Source organism: Caulobacter vibrioides, assembly GCF_002858865.1.
In the GTDB taxonomy this organism is placed as follows: domain Bacteria; phylum Pseudomonadota; class Alphaproteobacteria; order Caulobacterales; family Caulobacteraceae; genus Caulobacter; species Caulobacter vibrioides.
The window spans coordinates 292,345-307,169 of record NZ_PJRR01000012.1 but is presented as its reverse complement, the minus strand read 5'-3'; the positions used below and the strand labels follow the sequence as shown (position 1 = coordinate 307,169).

Genomic DNA, 14,825 nt, shown 5'->3' with positions numbered 1-14,825 from the left:
TCAGCTCTGGTGGCCGGCCCAGAGGCCGGTCACCAGCAGCGCGATGACGACCGCGTCGATCAAGATGGCGATGCGTGCGAAGCCCTTCAGGTAGCGACGCCCCTGGGCGATCAGCGATCCGATGAAGAAGGCCTTGCTGATGACGGCGAAGGCGACCGCCAGTGTCCGGGTTTCCGGATGGAAGGCCGCCCAGATGAGACCTCCCCCGATCAGGGCGATCAGCAGCCCCCAGCCGCGAACAATGACGTTCGTCAGCGGACCCTCCAGCGCTTCGCCGAAGGTCGAATGCTGAGACCGGCTGGGCGCCAGCGCAAACTGAAGCATGGTCAGGGTCAGAAGACCGCTGACTACGAGTATGCCGGCGTAATGCTCTCCGACCCAGATCATGGTCGTCCCCCTGAAATCGCGCGTGAAGTCGAGCGCTCGGCGCGGAGCCTAGGGCCACCTGGCCTCCCGGAGAAGGGATCTTAGGGTCGGGGGTAGCGGGATCAGCCCCTGGTGAAGTCCAGAAACACCGGCGCGCAGTCGCCCAGCTTCTTTTCCTCGTAGCGCGTAGTCACGTGGTCGGCCGGGATCGCGTTGCGGTCCGCCGCCTCATCGGCGAAGCGGAAGCTCGGATCGGCCAGAACCCGCTCGGTCGTCCACTCCGCGTAATCCGCCCAATCCGTGGCGAAGCGCAGGGCCGCGCCCGGCTTCATGACGCGAGCCAGCTTGGCCACGAACTCCGGCTGGATCAGGCGGCGCTTGTTGTGCCGCGCCTTGTGCCAGGGGTCGGGGAACATGATGAACACGCGATCCAGGCAGGCGTCCGGCAGCCAGTCGACCACGTCGCGGGCGTCGCCCTCGTGGATGCGGACGTTCTTGAGCGCCTGCTCCTCGACATGACGCACGGCGGAGGCCACCCCGTTCACGAAGGGCTCGGCGCCGATCACCAGGGTCTCGGGATTGCGGCCGGCCTGGCTCGCCATGTGCTCGCCGCCGCCAAAGCCGATCTCCAGCCACACGGCCTTGGCCTCGGGCATCAGGTCCAGTGGCTGAAACGGACCGGTCGGAACGGCGATTTCCGGCAGCAGCGTATCGAGCAGGGCCTGCTGGCGCGGCTTCACCGGGCGCGATTTCAGCCGGCCGAACGAGCGCAGTGGTCCGTGAGGTTGTTGCGGGGTGGTCATGGCGCGCGTCTTAGAGGGTTGAAGCCGAAATGAAAACGGGCTCCGACCCGCTAGGATCGGAGCCCGTCTCGAAGATGGAGGCGGATAGCTTACGCCAGGCCCTTCAGGTCGCCCACCAGATCGGTCTTCTCCCACGAGAAGCCGCCTTCGTTGTCCGGCGTGCGGCCAAAGTGACCGTAGGCGGCGGTGCGGGCGTAGATCGGACGGTTCAGTTGCAGGTGCTCGCGGATCGCGCGCGGGGTGGCGCCGCCGATCAGCTGCGGCAGGGTCTTTTCCAGCACCGCCGGATCCACCTTGCCGGTGCCGTGCAGGTCAACGTGGAATGAGACCGGCTGGGCGACGCCAATGGCGTAGGCGATCTGGATCGTGCAGCGGTCGGCCAGACCCGCCGCAACGACGTTCTTGGCCAGATAGCGGCAGGCATAGGCGGCCGAACGGTCGACCTTGGTCGGGTCCTTGCCCGAGAAGGCGCCGCCGCCGTGCGGGGCCGCGCCGCCGTAGGTGTCGACGATGATCTTGCGGCCGGTCAGGCCGGCGTCGCCGTCCGGACCGCCGATCTCGAAGCGGCCGGTCGGATTGACCAGCCACTGGGTCTTCTTGGTGATCAGGCCGTCGGGGAAGATCGGCAGGATGTGCGGCTTGATCAGCTCCAGCACGCGCTTGGAGGTCGCGGCCTTGCCGTCGATCTTCTTCTTGTGCTGGTGCGACACGACGATCGAGACCACGCGCAGCGGGCGGCCATTGCCATCGTATTCCAACGTCACCTGGCTCTTGGCGTCCGGCTCCAGCTCGGAGAGCGCGCCACTGTGACGCAGCTCGGCCAGGCGCTTCAGGATGTTGTGGCTGTACTGCAGCGTCGCCGGCATCAGCTCCGGGGTCTCGGTGCTGGCGTAGCCGAACATGATGCCCTGGTCGCCGGCGCCCTCTTCCTTCTTGTCGGTGGCGTCCACGCCCTGGGCGATGTGGGCGGACTGGCCGTGCAGGAAGTTGGAGTACTTCGCCTTGTTCCAGTGGAAGCCCTTCTGCTCGTAGCCGATATCCTTGATCGCGGCGCGGACCTTCGGCTCCAGGGAGCCGAGGATGTCCTTGGTCAGCTGCTTGTTGGCCTTCTTGTCGCCGTCCGGCTTGCCGGCGCGAACCTCACCGGCCAGCACGACGCGATTGGTGGTCACCAAGGTCTCGCAGGCGACGCGCGCCTCGGGATCGACCGAGAGGAAGGCGTCGACGACGGTGTCGCTGATGCGATCGGCGACCTTGTCGGGGTGACCTTCGGAAACGCTCTCGCTGGTGAAGATGTAGGACGAACGGCTCAAGAGACAGCTCCGGTCATGAAGACACGCACGGGCGCGCGGCGCCCAGTCGGCGTTCAGTTAGACCAGAATCATATAAAGATATGTTTATGCGAGCAAGGTGAGCTTATCTAACAGCCGCGTCAGTCGTCTAAGCCGCTGGCCGCGTCTTCGGCGGCCATGGATCGCACCAGCTCCAGGATTCGGCGCCGAACCTTCTGTCGACTGACCTTTGGGAACAGCGTCGCCAGTTCCAGGCCCTCGGGGGTCATCAGAAAGTCATGCACGAAGGGCTCGCCCCGTTCGGCCATTCCGCCGCCCGTGGTGTCTTCCAGGCCTTCAAAGAAATAGTCGACCGGCGACTGCAGGCTTCTGGCGATTTCGTAGAGCTTGCTGGCGCTGACGCGATTGGCGCCGCGCTCGTATTTCTGAACCTGCTGGAAGGTCAGACCCAGATCCTCGGCCAGCCGTTCCTGGCTGACACCCAGGATTCGGCGGCGCATGCGAATGCGGGCGCCAACATGCAGGTCGACGGGATTGGGGTGGCGTTCAGTGTCCGACGACTCGCGCATGCCCACGCCAGAAGCTAAAATCCAGGTTTTAGTTCAGCTCAGCTTTCGCTTAGGCGCAATAGAGGAAGAGATTTTTCCTATCCGGACACGCGCCGATACAACCCCCGATATGAGTATAAGCGCCAGAAAGGCCACGTCACCGAAGTTGTCGTAGGGCGTAACCTGACCCATTCCTGGTATTTGCGCGTCAATGACGCCGCTTTCTCCTAGGCCGAGCGACGCTCCTGGCACGATACGACCGCGCGCGTCGACCACCGCGCTGATGCCGGTCGGGGTCGCGCGCAGGATGGGCTTGGCGCTTTCGATCGCGCGGTAGCTCGCCAGGTTCAGATGCTGCGGGGGCCCGGAGGTCACGCCGAACCAGGCGTCGTTCGAGACATTGATCAGGGCGCGGACATTCGGATCGGGCTTGGCCAAGCCCGGAAACAGGCTTTCGTAGCAGATCAGCGGCTGGACCAGCAGCTCCGGAGAAATCCGCAGCGGGGCGGGCGTAGGGCCGGTCGTGAAGTTGTCTGACAGTCGCGCCAGGCTCTTGAAGCCGATCACTGTGAGAAAGCGGTCAGCGGGCAGGTATTCGCCGAACGGCACCAGGCGGTGCTTGTCATAGATCCCGACGAGCTCGAGATCCGTTTCGGTCCTGCGAAGGGCCACCAGGCTGTTGTAGTAGGTCGGATGGGGCCCGGCTCCTTCATAGCGATAGCCGCCGATCAGCAGCAGCTGGCCGGGCGCCAGGCTGTCGACAATGGCTTGTCGCACCCAGGTTCCGGGCGCGAGATAGTCATTGACCGCCGCCGGCAGGGCGCCTTCAGGCCAGATCACGATGTCGACGGGCTTTGCGGCATAGGGCGTCGCGGTCAGCGACACATAGGCTTGAACGATCTGGGCGAAGCGCTCGGCGTCCCATTTGAGGTCCTGCTTGATGTCCGCCTGGACGATGCGCACCGTGGTGGGACCGCTCGGGGACAGAGGGCGAGACAGAGCGATTACGCCATAGCCATAGAGGCCGATCAGGCTGGCGACGGCCAAGCCGGTCGCGGCGCGTCCGCCACGGCCCTGCCGCCACAGGGCTGGCGCGCCGGCGATGGCCAGGGTGATCCAGGTCAGGCCATAGGCGCCCACCAGCGCAGCCAGTTGCGACGGCGCCGATCCGGCCTTCCAGGTTTCGCCGGGAAGATTCCAGGGAAAGCCCGTCAGGATATGGCCGCGCATCCATTCCAGGGCGGCGAAGGCCCCGGCGAAGGTCAGGACGCGCCAGGCGCTCGCGGGCCGTAGCGCCCGATAGAGCAGGGCGGCCAGGCCCCAGAACAGGGCGAGTCCGGCCGCCATGCCGGTCACGGCGAAGGGCGCCATCCAGCCGTGGGTCGCAGCGTCGACCAGAAAGGCCTCGCCAACCCACCAGGTGCCGAGCCCGAAATAGCCAACGCCCGCCAGCCATCCCCGCCAGAACGCCGATCGGAGCGGACGCTGGACGTCGGCGTTGTCCAGCAGATGCAGCAGGCCCGCATAGCCCAGCAGGCCGGGCAGCACGCCGAAGGGCGGGTGGGCCAGCGCCGCCGCCAGACCGGCGATCAGCGCCAGGGCCGGACCGCTCCAGGGCCGTTCACGGAACCGCGTCCAGGCGATCACGAGCGCTCTATGTCCGGCTGGGCGCCGTCCAGCGCGGGCTCCGCCGGTTGGGAAGGACCGCCGCGAACCCGAACGCGTCGAACCCGACGGGGGTCGGCCTCGACGACTTCGAACTCGAAACCGTCGGGATGGGCGATCACCTCGCCCCGCTGGGGCACACGGCCGGCCAGGGCGACGACCAGGCCCGCGACGGTGTCGATATCCTCGTCCATGTCCGGCGGCGCCAGGTCGTGGCTCAGCGCAGCCTCCAGCTCCTCTAGCGGCGCCCGGGCGTCGGCGTCGAAGATCCCGCCCGGACGCGCTACGACCGCAACGGCGGTGGCGTCGTCATGCTCGTCGTCGATCTCGCCGACGACCGCTTCGATCAGGTCTTCCATCGACACCAGACCGTCTGTGCCGCCGAACTCGTCGATGACCAGCGCCATGTGGATGCGGCTGGTGCGCATGCGGAGCAGAAGGTCGGCGGCCTTCATGGAGGCCGGCACGTACAAGGCGTCGCGGCGCAGCTTGTTCAGGATCAGGTCGCTCGGCGCAGGGCGCTTGGCCTCGTCGGCGAGAAGGCGGAACACGTCCTTGACGTGGATGACGCCGACGGGGTCGTCGAGGGTCTCGCGATAGATCGGCATCCGAGAGTGCTCGGCTTCGGCGAACTGGGCGGCCACCGCTTCGAACGGGGTCGAGAGCTCGACGGCGACGATGTCTGCGCGGGGTGTCATAACATCGGCGACCCGCAGGCTCTGAAAAGCTTCGGCCTGATCCACCAGGTCGACCGCAGCGGCGGATGCAGCGGCGGACGCGGCGGTTTCGGGCGGGCGAGGAGGCTCGCCGCCGCCCATCAGTCGCCTGCGCATACGTCGGAAAAACGCCCGCACGCCCCGGCTTCGTCGGGCGGCGGGCTGTTGACTAGGCTCGTCGCTGGGCATGGCCCTGGTCAGCGTCCCTCTTCATCGCTGGCGTAGGGGTCCGGAACGTCCAGACCCGCCAGGATTTCGCGTTCGAGCGCCTCCATGGCTTCCGCCTCGTCGTCGCGCTCGTGATCATATCCTAGGAGATGAAGCACGCCGTGCGCCACCAGATGTTGCAGATGGTGGGCCAGCGGCTTGCCCTGTTCGGCCGCTTCGCGCGCGCAGACCCCATAGGCCAGCGCGATGTCGCCGATCTGACCCTCCGGATTGGGCGGGGAGGGGAAGGACAGCACGTTGGTCGCATAGTCCTTCTGGCGAAACTCGCGGTTCAGGGCCTGGACGCTGTCATCGTCGGTCAGCAGGATCACGATCCCCTGACCTTCGATGTCCTCATGGGCGTCCAGCACGGCCTGGGCGGCGCGCCAGACCAGGGCCTCGGCGTCCTCGGCCGCCTTGGTCCAGGCCTCGTCCTCGATCTCGATATCTACGGTGATGGTCATCTAGCGGGGAGTACTCTGCGCCGCGTCCGCGTCATAGGCCTTGACGATGCGTTCGACGAGCGGGTGGCGCACGACGTCGGAGGCGGTGAAGCGCGACACCGCCACGCCCTCGACGCCTTCCAGGATCGACACGGCGTGGGCCAGGCCGGAGTCACGCGGATTGAGCAGATCCACCTGGGTCGGGTCGCCGGTGACGACCATGCGCGCGCCCTCGCCGATGCGGGTCAGCACCATCTTCATCTGCAGGCGCGAGCAGTTCTGGGCCTCGTCGACGATGACGAAGGCGTGGGCGAGGGTGCGGCCGCGCATGAAGGCGATCGGGGCGACCTCGATCTCCAGCTTCTCGCGGCGACGGCGCAGCTGATCCGCGCCCATGATGTCGGTCAGGGCCTCCCAGACCGGCGCCATATAGGGATCGACCTTCTCGTTCAGGTCGCCCGGCAGAAATCCGAGTTTTTCGCCGGCCTCGACGGCGGGGCGGGTGACGATCAGGCGGTCGACCTCGCCGCGCATCAGCATGCCCGCGCCATGGGCCACGGCCAGGAAGGTCTTGCCGGTGCCGGCGGGACCCAGGCCAAAGACCAGCGGATGGGTCGCCATTCGTTCCAGATACTGGGCCTGGCTCTTGGTCTTGGGCGAGACATTGCCCTTGCGCACGGCGCGGGGCGAGGCCTGGCCGCTGCTCTCGTGCGCGCCGCCGATGGCGATCCGCACATCGGCCTCGACCACCTCGTCGCCGGCGTCGGCGCGGGCCGCCAGGGTCTGCAAGGCGCGCTTGGCGCTGGTGCGGCCGCGCGCGTCGCCGGTGAGAGTGACACCACCGCCCGGCGTCTCGATCAGCACCTTGAAGGCGTCCTCGATCAGGGCCGCGTGGCGGCCGCTGGGGCCAGAGACGGCGTGGACCGCGTCGTCGGACAGCGGCAGGAACTCAGGGGTGCGGCTCAAGCGGTCTCCAGCACGGCTTCGAGCCGGCCTGCCAGGCTCATCTTGGCGGCGCTCTCGATATAGACGGGAACGATCGTCCCGATCAGCTGCTCGCCGCCCTCGGCGTGGACGGCCTGCAGATAGGGGCTGCGGCCGACGACCTGGCCCGGGTGGCGGCCCGCCTTCTCGAACAGCACCGGCAGCACCTTGCCCACCTGGGCGGCGTTGAAGGCGCGCTGCTGTTCGTCGAGAAGCTGGTTCAGGCGCTCCAGGCGCTCGGCCTTGACCGCTTCGTCCACCTGACCGGGCATGGCCGAGGCCGGCGTGCCCGGACGGCGCGAATACTTGAACGAGAAGGCGCTGGCGAAGCCGACCTCGCGCACCAGCTCCAGCGTCTTCTCGAAGTCGCCGTCGCGCTCGCCGGGGAAGCCGACGATGAAGTCGCCGCTCATCGCGATGTCGGGCCGCGCGGCGCGGATCTTCTCGATCAGCTTCACATAGCTCTCAGCCGTGTGGTCGCGGTTCATGGCTTTCAGGATCTTGTCGCTGCCCGCCTGCACCGGCAGGTGCAGATAGGGCATCAGCTCGGGCAGCTCGCCGTGGGCCTCGATCAGATCATCGCCCATGTCGCGCGGGTGGCTGGTCGTATAGCGGATGCGGTCCAGACCATCGATCTTGGCCAGCTGACGGACCAGCTTGGCGAGGGTCGAACCATCGCCGTCATAGGCGTTGACGTTCTGGCCCAAGAGGGTGACCTCGCGCACGCCTTGGTCGGCCAGACGCTTGGCCTCCTCGACGATGTCGTTCACCGGCCGCGACCATTCGCCGCCGCGCGTATAGGGCACCACGCAGAAGGTGCAGAACTTGTCGCAGCCCTCCTGCACCGTCAGGAACGCGGTTACGCCGGTCACGTGGCGCTCGGCCGGCAGGGCGTCGAACTTTTCGTCGGCGGCGAAGTCGGCGGCCAGGCGTTCGCCGGTCGCGCGGTGGGCGCGGGCGATCAACTCGGGCAGCTGGTGATAGGCCTGGGGACCGACGACCAGATCGACCGCCTTCTGGCGGTTCATGATCTCCTTGCCCTCGGCCTGGGCGACGCACCCGGCCACGGCGATGGTCATGCGACCGCCAGCCTCGGCCTTCCGGTCCTTCATCTGCTTGATGTAGCCGAGCTCTGAATAGACCTTCTCGGTGGCCTTCTCGCGGATATGGCAGGTGTTCAGCACCACCAGGTCCGCGCCCTCAGGCTCGTCGACGACGCCATAGCCCAGCGGACGCAGGACATCGGCCATGCGCTCGCTGTCATAGACGTTCATCTGACAGCCATAGGTCTTGATGAAGAGGCGCTTTTGCGGGGTCTCGCTCATGCGGCGAGGTTATGGGGGCGAGAGGCCCGGTGTGCAAGGGTGGCGGGGTCGCAGCGCGTTTCCTTCTCCCCTTGCGGGAGAAGGTGGGCCGCGTCAGCGGCTCAGATGAGGGGTTTCTCGGCATGGCCCGCTCGACCCCTCATCCGTCGCTTCGCGACACCTTCTCCCGCTAGGGGAGAAGGGCTGGACTTACTCCTCCAGCGGCATCCCGTAGAGCTCGAGGCGGTGGTCGATCAGCTTGTAGCCGAGCTTCTTGGCGATCGCGTGCTGCAGGGCCTCGATCTCCTCGTCCACGAACTCGACGACCTTGCCGGTCTTCATGTCGATCAGGTGGTCATGGTGATGGTCCGGGCTCTGCTCATAGCGCGAGCGGCCGTCGCGGAAGTCGTGACGCTCGATGATGCCGCTTTCCTCGAACAGGCGCACGGTGCGGTAGACCGTGGCGATCGAGATGTGCGGATCGATGGCGTGGGCGCGGCGGTGCAGCTCCTCGACGTCCGGATGGTCCTCGGCCGACGACAGCACGCGCGCGATGACCCGACGCTGGTCGGTCATGCGCATGCCTTTTTCGATACAGGCCTTTTCGAGTCGATCCACGGCGGAGCCTCCGTCTGAGTCGCCGGCAAGATAGGGGCAAGACCCTTAAGTGTTAAGCGCCCGTCGCATCACCAGCGCGTCCTTGGCGCCATCGGGATGGGGATAATAGCCCTTGCGCAAACCCACCTTGAGGAAGCCGGTGGTCTGGTACAGCGCGATGGCGGCGAGGTTGTCGGCGGCGACCTCCAGAAACATCGCCTCGGCCTTGGTCTCGGCGGCGATCCCGGCGGCCACCTCGACCAGGGCCGCGCCCCAGCCGCGCCGGCGGGCGGCGGGATCGACCGCTACGGTCAGGATTTCGGCCTCGCCGGCGATTGAGCGGCACAGGATGAAGCCCTTGGCCTCCGCCGGCTCGCCCGCCTCGCCAAGGATCGCGAACGCGCCCGGGGACTTCAGCAGGTCGTCGAACTCCAGCGCCGTCCAGGGGCGGTCGAAGGCCTTGTCGTGCAGGTCGGCGAGATCGAAGGCGGCTTCTGAGCCGACGGGACGCAGGTTCATGCTGAAGTCTAGGTCGTAGGCAGGGTTGCGTAAGGCGCGCGCAGATACAGCGGCCGGGGCGCGTGGGTCGGAGCGGGTCGGCCGGCGGCCAGGCGCGCCACGGCCACGGGATCGGGCGCGGCGGGGGTCAGGATCACCGCCCCCCTCATGGTGTCGGCCAGCAGCGGTGCGCCCGAGCCGATCAGGGTCGCCGGGCCGCCTCGATACAGCTCAACAAGGCGCGCTGAGGCCTCGCCAAGGCCCAGGGCGTCGGGGGCCATCACGGCTGCGCCGTCGACGAAGGCCTGCATATAGACCTGATCCATGCGCGCATCGATCAGGGCGACGGCGAAGCCCTTGGTCCCGAAGGCCAGGCTCTCCAGCGTATTGACCCCCACGCACGGGATGGAGAGCGCGGTGGCCAGACCCTTGGCGAAGGCCAGGCCCACGCGCAGGCCGGTGAAGGAGCCGGGTCCCACCGTCACGGCGATCCGCGTCAGGTCCTCGAACGCGACGCCCGCCTCCGCGGCGGCCTCGCGGGCCAAGATCCCGATGCGCTCCTGGTGGCCCCGGGTCATCGGTTCGGCGCGCGTGGCCAGCACGCGGTCGCCGTCGAGGATGGCGACCGAGCTGGCGCCCAGGCAGGTGTCGATCGACAGGATCATGGCTCAGGCCGCGCCGACGACGGCGCCCTCGGCGGGGCGCCAGATCAAGGCGTTGAGCTGACCCCTGGCCTTTAACGTCGCCTCCGGCGGCAGCTCAGGCTTGGTCCAACCGGGAACGCCGAAGACATACGCGACCTGCGGGGCGTCGAGGCGCACGCAGATCGTCATGTTGACCTCGCGGCCTTCGCCCGCCCGACACTGGTTGGCGGTGAAGCCAAGAACGCCCCACTTGGCCAGGAGCTGTTCGTCCCCGGGGCCGCGCGCGTCGCCCGCCTCGACGCGGACATAGGCGATGTCGCCCTCGTCGCGCTTGCCGATCTCGGCCAGCGGTGTGTTGTCCTGTTCGACGGTGATGATCGGCAGGGTCGGGCCCTCGCCTGACTGCAGGAAGGCCTGCTCGACCTTGGCCTTGGGGAATAGCACCTTCAGGGTGGCGAGGTCGAAGGCCACCGCGCTGGTGATCGGGCCGACGCCGTCGTTGCTGATTTTCAGGGGGCCGCCCGCGTAGGGCGCAATGGCCACGGTGACCGGGGCCTTGGCGGGACCGCAGGCGGCCAGAAGCAGCAGTGGCAGGGCGAGGTAGCTGTGGCGGGGGGTCATGACCCCCTTCTAGCCAATGTGCATGACATGCACAAAATCCTTGTCATCCCGGCCACAGCGCAGCGAAGAGCCGGGACCGCAACAGGCTCGGCGCTTCCGGCGATCCCGGCTCGGCGCGCCAAGGCGCTGGGCCGAGATGACCGGTTTTTACAGGATCTTGGCGGCCTCGTCGAAGTCCAGGCGCGGGTTGCGCGGGAACAGGCCCTCGTCCGTCCCGTGGCCGATCGAGACGATGAAGTTGCTCTTGATGTTCGTGCCCGCGAAGAACTCGGCGTCGACGGCGGCGTTGTCGAAGCCCGACATCGGACCGACATCCAGGCCCAGCGCCCGCGCGGCGATCATGAAATAGCCGCCCTGAAGCGAGCTGTTGCGCAGCGCGCCCCACTCCTTGGCGACGGGGTCGTTGAACCAGTCCTTGGCGCCCGGCGCGTGCGGGAACAGCTTGGGCAGGGTTTGCGGGAAATCCAGGTCATAGCCGATGATGACCGTGCAAGGCGCCTGCAGAATTTTGGGCCCGTTCGAACCGGACGACAGCTTGGCCAGGCGTTCCTTGGCTTCCGCCGAGGTCACGAAATAAAAGCGGGCGGGGCTCCCGTTGGCCGCGGTTGGACCAAACTTGGTCAGCGCATAGAGCTCGCGCAGCACGCTTTCGGGCAGGGGCTCGGGCTTCCAGCCGTTGTAGCTGCGGGCCTGCGTGAACAACTGGTCGAGCGTGGCGTCTTCAAGCTTGGCCATGGGAAGTCCTTTCCGTAACTGCTGAAGTTACGATATAGCGACCCGAAAACGCGGATCAACCAGCAACGATCAGAGCGTCTGCTCGACCCGCGTCACTTCGGGCACGTAGTGCTTGAGCATGTTCTCGACGCCGGACTTGAGGGTCGCGGACGATGACGGGCAGCCCGAGCAGGCGCCGCGCATGTGCAGCCAAACTACGCCCGTTTGAGGTTCAAAGCGCGAGAACACGATGTCGCCGCCGTCCTGGGCCACGGCCGGGCGGATGCGGGTGTCCAGCAGTTCCTTGATCTCGGCGACGATCTGCGAGGTCTCCTCGTCATAGTCGCCCTCGTCATGGCCGCCGCTTTCGGCGGTCTGGTCCAGCAGCAGCGGGCGACCGCTGGTGAAGTGATCCATGATCGCCGCTAGGATCGGCGCCTTCAGGTGCGGCCACTGAGCGTCCTCGCCCTTGGTCACCGTGAGAAAGTCGGGGCCGAAAAACACCCGCGACACATCGCCAAGCTCGAACAGCGCCTTGGCCAGCGGCGAGGCGTCGCCCTCCTCCGGCGTGCGAAACTCGCGCGCGCCGTCCCCCAGCACTTCACGGCCGGGAAGGAACTTCAGGACCTCAGGATTGGGGGTGGTTTCGGTCTGGATAAACATGCGCCTGAAATGGACCTCGCGACGTCGTGACGCAAGGGCGCCGAAAGCGCGCATTTTAAAAGTGACACAGGCGTCATTTTCTGGCGTGATGTCGCAAAACACCGATCCGCGGGAGGATCTCATGAGCGACGGTTCGATCGACCTTAAGGCTGACGCGCGGGCGCGGGCCTATTCCATTCCCCTTGAGGACTATCACGTCGCCGATCCGGCCCTGTTTCAGGCCGACGCGATGTGGCCCTATTTCGAGCGCCTTCGGAAGGAAGCGCCGGTCCACTACTCCAAGGGCGACGAAGAGGTCGGGCCGTACTGGTCGGTCACCCGCTATAACGACATCATGACCGTGGACACGACCCACCAGGTCTTCTCGTCGGACGCGCACCTGGGCGGCATCACCATTCGGAACTTCGACGAGGACTTTGTCCTGCCGATGTTCATCGCCATGGACCAGCCCAAGCACGACATCCAGCGCAAGACGGTCAGCCCGATCGTCTCGCCGCAGAACCTGGGTCGTCTGGAAGGCATCATCCGCGAGCGGGTCTGCGGGATTCTCGACACCCTGCCGATCAACGAGCCGTTCGACTGGGTCGACAAGGTCTCGATCGAGCTGACCACCCAGATGCTGGCCACCCTGTTCGACTTCCCCTGGGAAGAACGCCGCAAGCTGACCCGCTGGTCTGACATCGCCACCGCCTCGCCCGAGAGCGGCCTGATCGAGAGCGAGGAGGCCCGCCGCGCCGAGCTGCTGGAGTGCCTGGCCTATTTCACCAATCTCTGGAACGAGCGGGTGAACCTCACCGAGCCGGGCAACGACCTGATTTCGATGCTGGCCCACGGCGAAGCCACCCGCGACATGCCGCCGATGGAGTATCTGGGCAATGTCATCCTGCTGATCGTCGGCGGCAATGACACCACCCGCAACTCGTTGACCGGCGGCCTCTACGCCCTGTCCAAGAACCCGCAGGAAGAAGCCAAGCTGCGCGCCGATCCCAGCCTGATCCCGAACATGGTGTCCGAGATCATCCGCTGGCAGACGCCGCTGGCCCACATGCGCCGCACGGCGCTGGAAGACTACGAACTGGCCGGGCAGACTATCAAGAAGGGCGACAAGGTCGTCATGTGGTACGTCTCGGGCAACCGCGACGACACGGTGATCGAGAACGCCGACCAGTTCATCGTCGATCGCCCCAACGCCCGCCGCCACCTGTCGTTCGGCTTCGGCATCCACCGCTGCGTGGGCAACCGCCTGGCCGAGATGCAGCTCAAGATCGTCTGGGAAGAGATCCTCAAGCGCTTCCCCAAGATCGAGGTGCTGGAAGAGCCCAAGCGGGTCTACTCGACCTTCGTGAAGGGCTACGAGCGCATGATGGTTCGGATCCCCGAGCGGATCTGATCCCCCTCTCCCCTTGCGGGAGAGGGTGGCCCGCGCAGCAGGCGGGTGAGGGGTTGAAGAAAGAAGCCACCGCGACTGGCTTGCCGCCGTCGCGGTGGTTTTTCGTTTGTACGACCCCTCATCCGGCCCTTCGGGCCACCTTCTCCCGCAAGGGGAGAAGGAAATCTCTCAACCTACGCCCCCCAGAAGCCGACCAGCTTCTTGACCTCGGCCAGGGTCGGGGCGGCGGCTTCGCGGGCCTTTTCCGCGCCCTTGGCCAGGATGGCGTCCAGCACCGCCGGATCGCCCAGCAGGCCACGCATCCGCTCGCCGACCGGCGCCAGGCTCTCGACCGCCAGCTCGGCCAGGGCCGGCTTGAAGGTTCCGAAGCCCTTGCCGGCATAGTCGGCCAGCACCTCGGCCTTGGTCTTGCCGGCCAGGGCCGCGAAGATGCCCACCAGGTTGTCAGCCTCGGCGCGGGTCGCCAGTTCCTCGATCGTCTCCGGAAGCGGTTCCGGATCGGTGCGGGCCTTCTTGACCTTAGCGGCGATGTCGTCGGCGGTGTCGGTCAGGTTGATGCGCGAATAGTCCGACGGATCGGACTTGCTCATCTTGGCCGAGCCGTCGCGCAAGGACATGACCCGCGCGCCCGGGCCCTGGATCAACGGATCAGGCAGGGGGAAGAAGCCGGGCGCATTGAAGTCGTGATTGAACTTCTGGGCGATGTCGCGGGTCAGTTCCAGGTGCTGCTTCTGGTCTTCGCCGACCGGCACGTGGGTGGCCTTGTAGATCAGAATGTCGGCCGCCTGCAGCACCGGATAGGTGTAGAGGCCCACCGAGCTGCGCTCCTTGTGCTTGCCGCTCTTCTCCTTGAACTGGGTCATGCGGTCCAGCCAGCCGAGGCGCGCGACGCAGTTGAAGATCCAGGAGAGCTCGGCGTGCTCGCGCACGGCCGACTGCGGGAAGATCGTCGCCTTGTCCGGGTCCAGGCCCGAGGCGATATAGGCGGCCGCGATCTCGCGGGTCTGCTGGGCCAGGGCCGCCGGGTCCTGCCAGACGGTGATGGCGTGCAGGTCGGCCACGAAGATGAAGGTGTCGATCTCGTGCTGCAGGCGGGTGAACTTCACCAGCGCGCCCAGATAGTTGCCCAGGTGCAGGGCGCCCGAGGGCTGGACGCCCGAAAGCACGCGGGGCGGACCCGCATAGGTGACGGGAGCTTGGTCGGTCATGGCTTCAGCCTTGGATCTTGAAACTTGGAACGGCGAGCGCGGCGGCGCGAACCGCATCCGGAGATACGGCGATCAGGGTCAGGGTGAGCCGCGCCATCGCGGCGCGTACAATCCGATCACGGCCATGGACGCTGGTTACCGCTCTGCGCTGCGCAGGGCAAG

Annotated in this window: 18 protein-coding genes; 1 reads left to right on the top strand and 17 read right to left on the bottom strand. The window is 66.7% G+C overall.

The annotated features are described in order from the left end of the window. The 15 genes from CVUC_RS08035 to CVUC_RS07965 form a co-directional block, all read right to left on the bottom strand. Positions 1 to 387, bottom strand: coding sequence for a hypothetical protein (locus CVUC_RS08035; RefSeq protein WP_096032116.1), 387 nt, complete (start codon positions 385 to 387; stop codon positions 1 to 3). 101 nt (positions 388 to 488) lie between these two features. Further along, on the bottom strand, positions 489 to 1,169 hold the full coding sequence (trmB, locus tag CVUC_RS08030; RefSeq protein WP_012639863.1) for a tRNA (guanosine(46)-N7)-methyltransferase TrmB: 681 nt from the start codon (positions 1,167 to 1,169) through the stop codon (positions 489 to 491). Positions 1,170 to 1,258: 89 nt separating this feature from the next. Then, positions 1,259 to 2,482, bottom strand: a complete 1,224-nt coding sequence (metK, locus tag CVUC_RS08025) for a methionine adenosyltransferase (protein ID WP_010917940.1) — start codon at positions 2,480 to 2,482, stop codon at positions 1,259 to 1,261. A gap of 119 nt (positions 2,483 to 2,601) precedes the next feature. Beyond that, on the bottom strand, positions 2,602 to 3,036 hold the full coding sequence (locus CVUC_RS08020) for a helix-turn-helix domain-containing protein (RefSeq protein WP_012639864.1): 435 nt from the start codon (positions 3,034 to 3,036) through the stop codon (positions 2,602 to 2,604). A gap of 27 nt (positions 3,037 to 3,063) precedes the next feature. After that, entirely contained in the window at positions 3,064 to 4,656 is a 1,593-nt protein-coding gene (lnt, locus tag CVUC_RS08015; RefSeq protein ID WP_101685803.1) for an apolipoprotein N-acyltransferase, read from the bottom strand. Continuing rightward, positions 4,653 to 5,579, bottom strand: a complete 927-nt coding sequence (locus CVUC_RS08010; RefSeq protein WP_096032117.1) for a hemolysin family protein — start codon at positions 5,577 to 5,579, stop codon at positions 4,653 to 4,655. The genes lnt and CVUC_RS08010 overlap by 4 nt, the downstream gene beginning before the upstream one ends. 8 nt (positions 5,580 to 5,587) lie before the next feature. Next, the gene (gene ybeY, locus CVUC_RS08005) at positions 5,588 to 6,043 is read right to left on the bottom strand and encodes an rRNA maturation RNase YbeY (protein WP_164468261.1); all 456 of its coding nucleotides are present in this window, start codon (positions 6,041 to 6,043) and stop codon (positions 5,588 to 5,590) included. Positions 6,044 to 6,061: 18 nt separating this feature from the next. Next, a complete protein-coding gene (locus CVUC_RS08000) occupies positions 6,062 to 7,006 on the bottom strand; it encodes a PhoH family protein (protein WP_096032119.1) in 945 nt (314 codons plus the stop codon). Continuing rightward, entirely contained in the window at positions 7,003 to 8,349 is a 1,347-nt protein-coding gene (miaB, locus tag CVUC_RS07995) for a tRNA (N6-isopentenyl adenosine(37)-C2)-methylthiotransferase MiaB (protein WP_096032120.1), read from the bottom strand. The genes CVUC_RS08000 and miaB overlap by 4 nt, the downstream gene beginning before the upstream one ends. Before the next feature lie 189 nt (positions 8,350 to 8,538). After that, on the bottom strand, positions 8,539 to 8,946 hold the full coding sequence (locus CVUC_RS07990; RefSeq protein ID WP_010917946.1) for a Fur family transcriptional regulator: 408 nt from the start codon (positions 8,944 to 8,946) through the stop codon (positions 8,539 to 8,541). A 45-nt stretch (positions 8,947 to 8,991) separates the two neighbouring features. Further along, complete coding sequence (locus CVUC_RS07985; RefSeq protein ID WP_010917947.1) at positions 8,992 to 9,444, bottom strand: GNAT family N-acetyltransferase; 453 nt, start codon at positions 9,442 to 9,444, stop codon at positions 8,992 to 8,994. Between the two features lie 8 nt (positions 9,445 to 9,452). Beyond that, on the bottom strand, positions 9,453 to 10,088 hold the full coding sequence (gene tsaB, locus CVUC_RS07980) for a tRNA (adenosine(37)-N6)-threonylcarbamoyltransferase complex dimerization subunit type 1 TsaB (RefSeq protein ID WP_096032121.1): 636 nt from the start codon (positions 10,086 to 10,088) through the stop codon (positions 9,453 to 9,455). A 3-nt stretch (positions 10,089 to 10,091) separates the two neighbouring features. Then, positions 10,092 to 10,688, bottom strand: a complete 597-nt coding sequence (locus CVUC_RS07975; protein WP_096032122.1) for a DUF1131 family protein — start codon at positions 10,686 to 10,688, stop codon at positions 10,092 to 10,094. 147 nt (positions 10,689 to 10,835) lie between these two features. Next, on the bottom strand, positions 10,836 to 11,423 hold the full coding sequence (locus tag CVUC_RS07970) for a malonic semialdehyde reductase (RefSeq protein WP_096032123.1): 588 nt from the start codon (positions 11,421 to 11,423) through the stop codon (positions 10,836 to 10,838). Between the two features lie 69 nt (positions 11,424 to 11,492). Further along, complete coding sequence (locus CVUC_RS07965; RefSeq protein WP_012639868.1) at positions 11,493 to 12,065, bottom strand: NifU family protein; 573 nt, start codon at positions 12,063 to 12,065, stop codon at positions 11,493 to 11,495. 121 nt (positions 12,066 to 12,186) lie between these two features. Here CVUC_RS07965 and CVUC_RS07960 point away from each other — a divergent pair, with 121 nt between their 5' ends. After that, positions 12,187 to 13,455: a cytochrome P450 gene (locus CVUC_RS07960; RefSeq protein ID WP_096034706.1), complete on the top strand. Its 1,269-nt coding sequence runs from the start codon at positions 12,187 to 12,189 to the stop codon at positions 13,453 to 13,455. Positions 13,456 to 13,628: 173 nt separating this feature from the next. Here the strand turns inward: CVUC_RS07960 and trpS are convergent, their stop codons facing one another. Together trpS and CVUC_RS07950 are read right to left on the bottom strand one after the other, a co-directional pair. Then, on the bottom strand, positions 13,629 to 14,663 hold the full coding sequence (gene trpS, locus CVUC_RS07955; protein ID WP_010917953.1) for a tryptophan--tRNA ligase: 1,035 nt from the start codon (positions 14,661 to 14,663) through the stop codon (positions 13,629 to 13,631). Between the two features lie 78 nt (positions 14,664 to 14,741). Beyond that, positions 14,742 to 14,789: a hypothetical protein gene (locus CVUC_RS07950; protein ID WP_101685807.1), complete on the bottom strand. Its 48-nt coding sequence runs from the start codon at positions 14,787 to 14,789 to the stop codon at positions 14,742 to 14,744. Between the last annotated feature and the right edge of the window lie 36 nt (positions 14,790 to 14,825).

Bases quoted from the DNA above. Each gene is read 5' to 3' on its own strand.
- CVUC_RS08035 (WP_096032116.1), bottom strand. From the start codon at position 387: ATGATCTGGGTCGGAGAGCATTACGCCGGCATACTCGTAGTCAGCGGT.
- trmB (WP_012639863.1), bottom strand. From the start codon at position 1,169: ATGACCACCCCGCAACAACCTCACGGACCACTGCGCTCGTTCGGCCGG.
- CVUC_RS08010 (WP_096032117.1), bottom strand. From the start codon at position 5,579: ATGCCCAGCGACGAGCCTAGTCAACAGCCCGCCGCCCGACGAAGCCGG.
- miaB (WP_096032120.1), bottom strand. From the start codon at position 8,349: ATGAGCGAGACCCCGCAAAAGCGCCTCTTCATCAAGACCTATGGCTGT.
- CVUC_RS07985 (WP_010917947.1), bottom strand. From the start codon at position 9,444: ATGAACCTGCGTCCCGTCGGCTCAGAAGCCGCCTTCGATCTCGCCGAC.
- tsaB (WP_096032121.1), bottom strand. From the start codon at position 10,088: ATGATCCTGTCGATCGACACCTGCCTGGGCGCCAGCTCGGTCGCCATC.
- CVUC_RS07975 (WP_096032122.1), bottom strand. From the start codon at position 10,688: ATGACCCCCCGCCACAGCTACCTCGCCCTGCCACTGCTGCTTCTGGCC.
- CVUC_RS07970 (WP_096032123.1), bottom strand. From the start codon at position 11,423: ATGGCCAAGCTTGAAGACGCCACGCTCGACCAGTTGTTCACGCAGGCC.
- CVUC_RS07965 (WP_012639868.1), bottom strand. From the start codon at position 12,065: ATGTTTATCCAGACCGAAACCACCCCCAATCCTGAGGTCCTGAAGTTC.
- CVUC_RS07960 (WP_096034706.1), top strand. From the start codon at position 12,187: ATGAGCGACGGTTCGATCGACCTTAAGGCTGACGCGCGGGCGCGGGCC.
- trpS (WP_010917953.1), bottom strand. From the start codon at position 14,663: ATGACCGACCAAGCTCCCGTCACCTATGCGGGTCCGCCCCGCGTGCTT.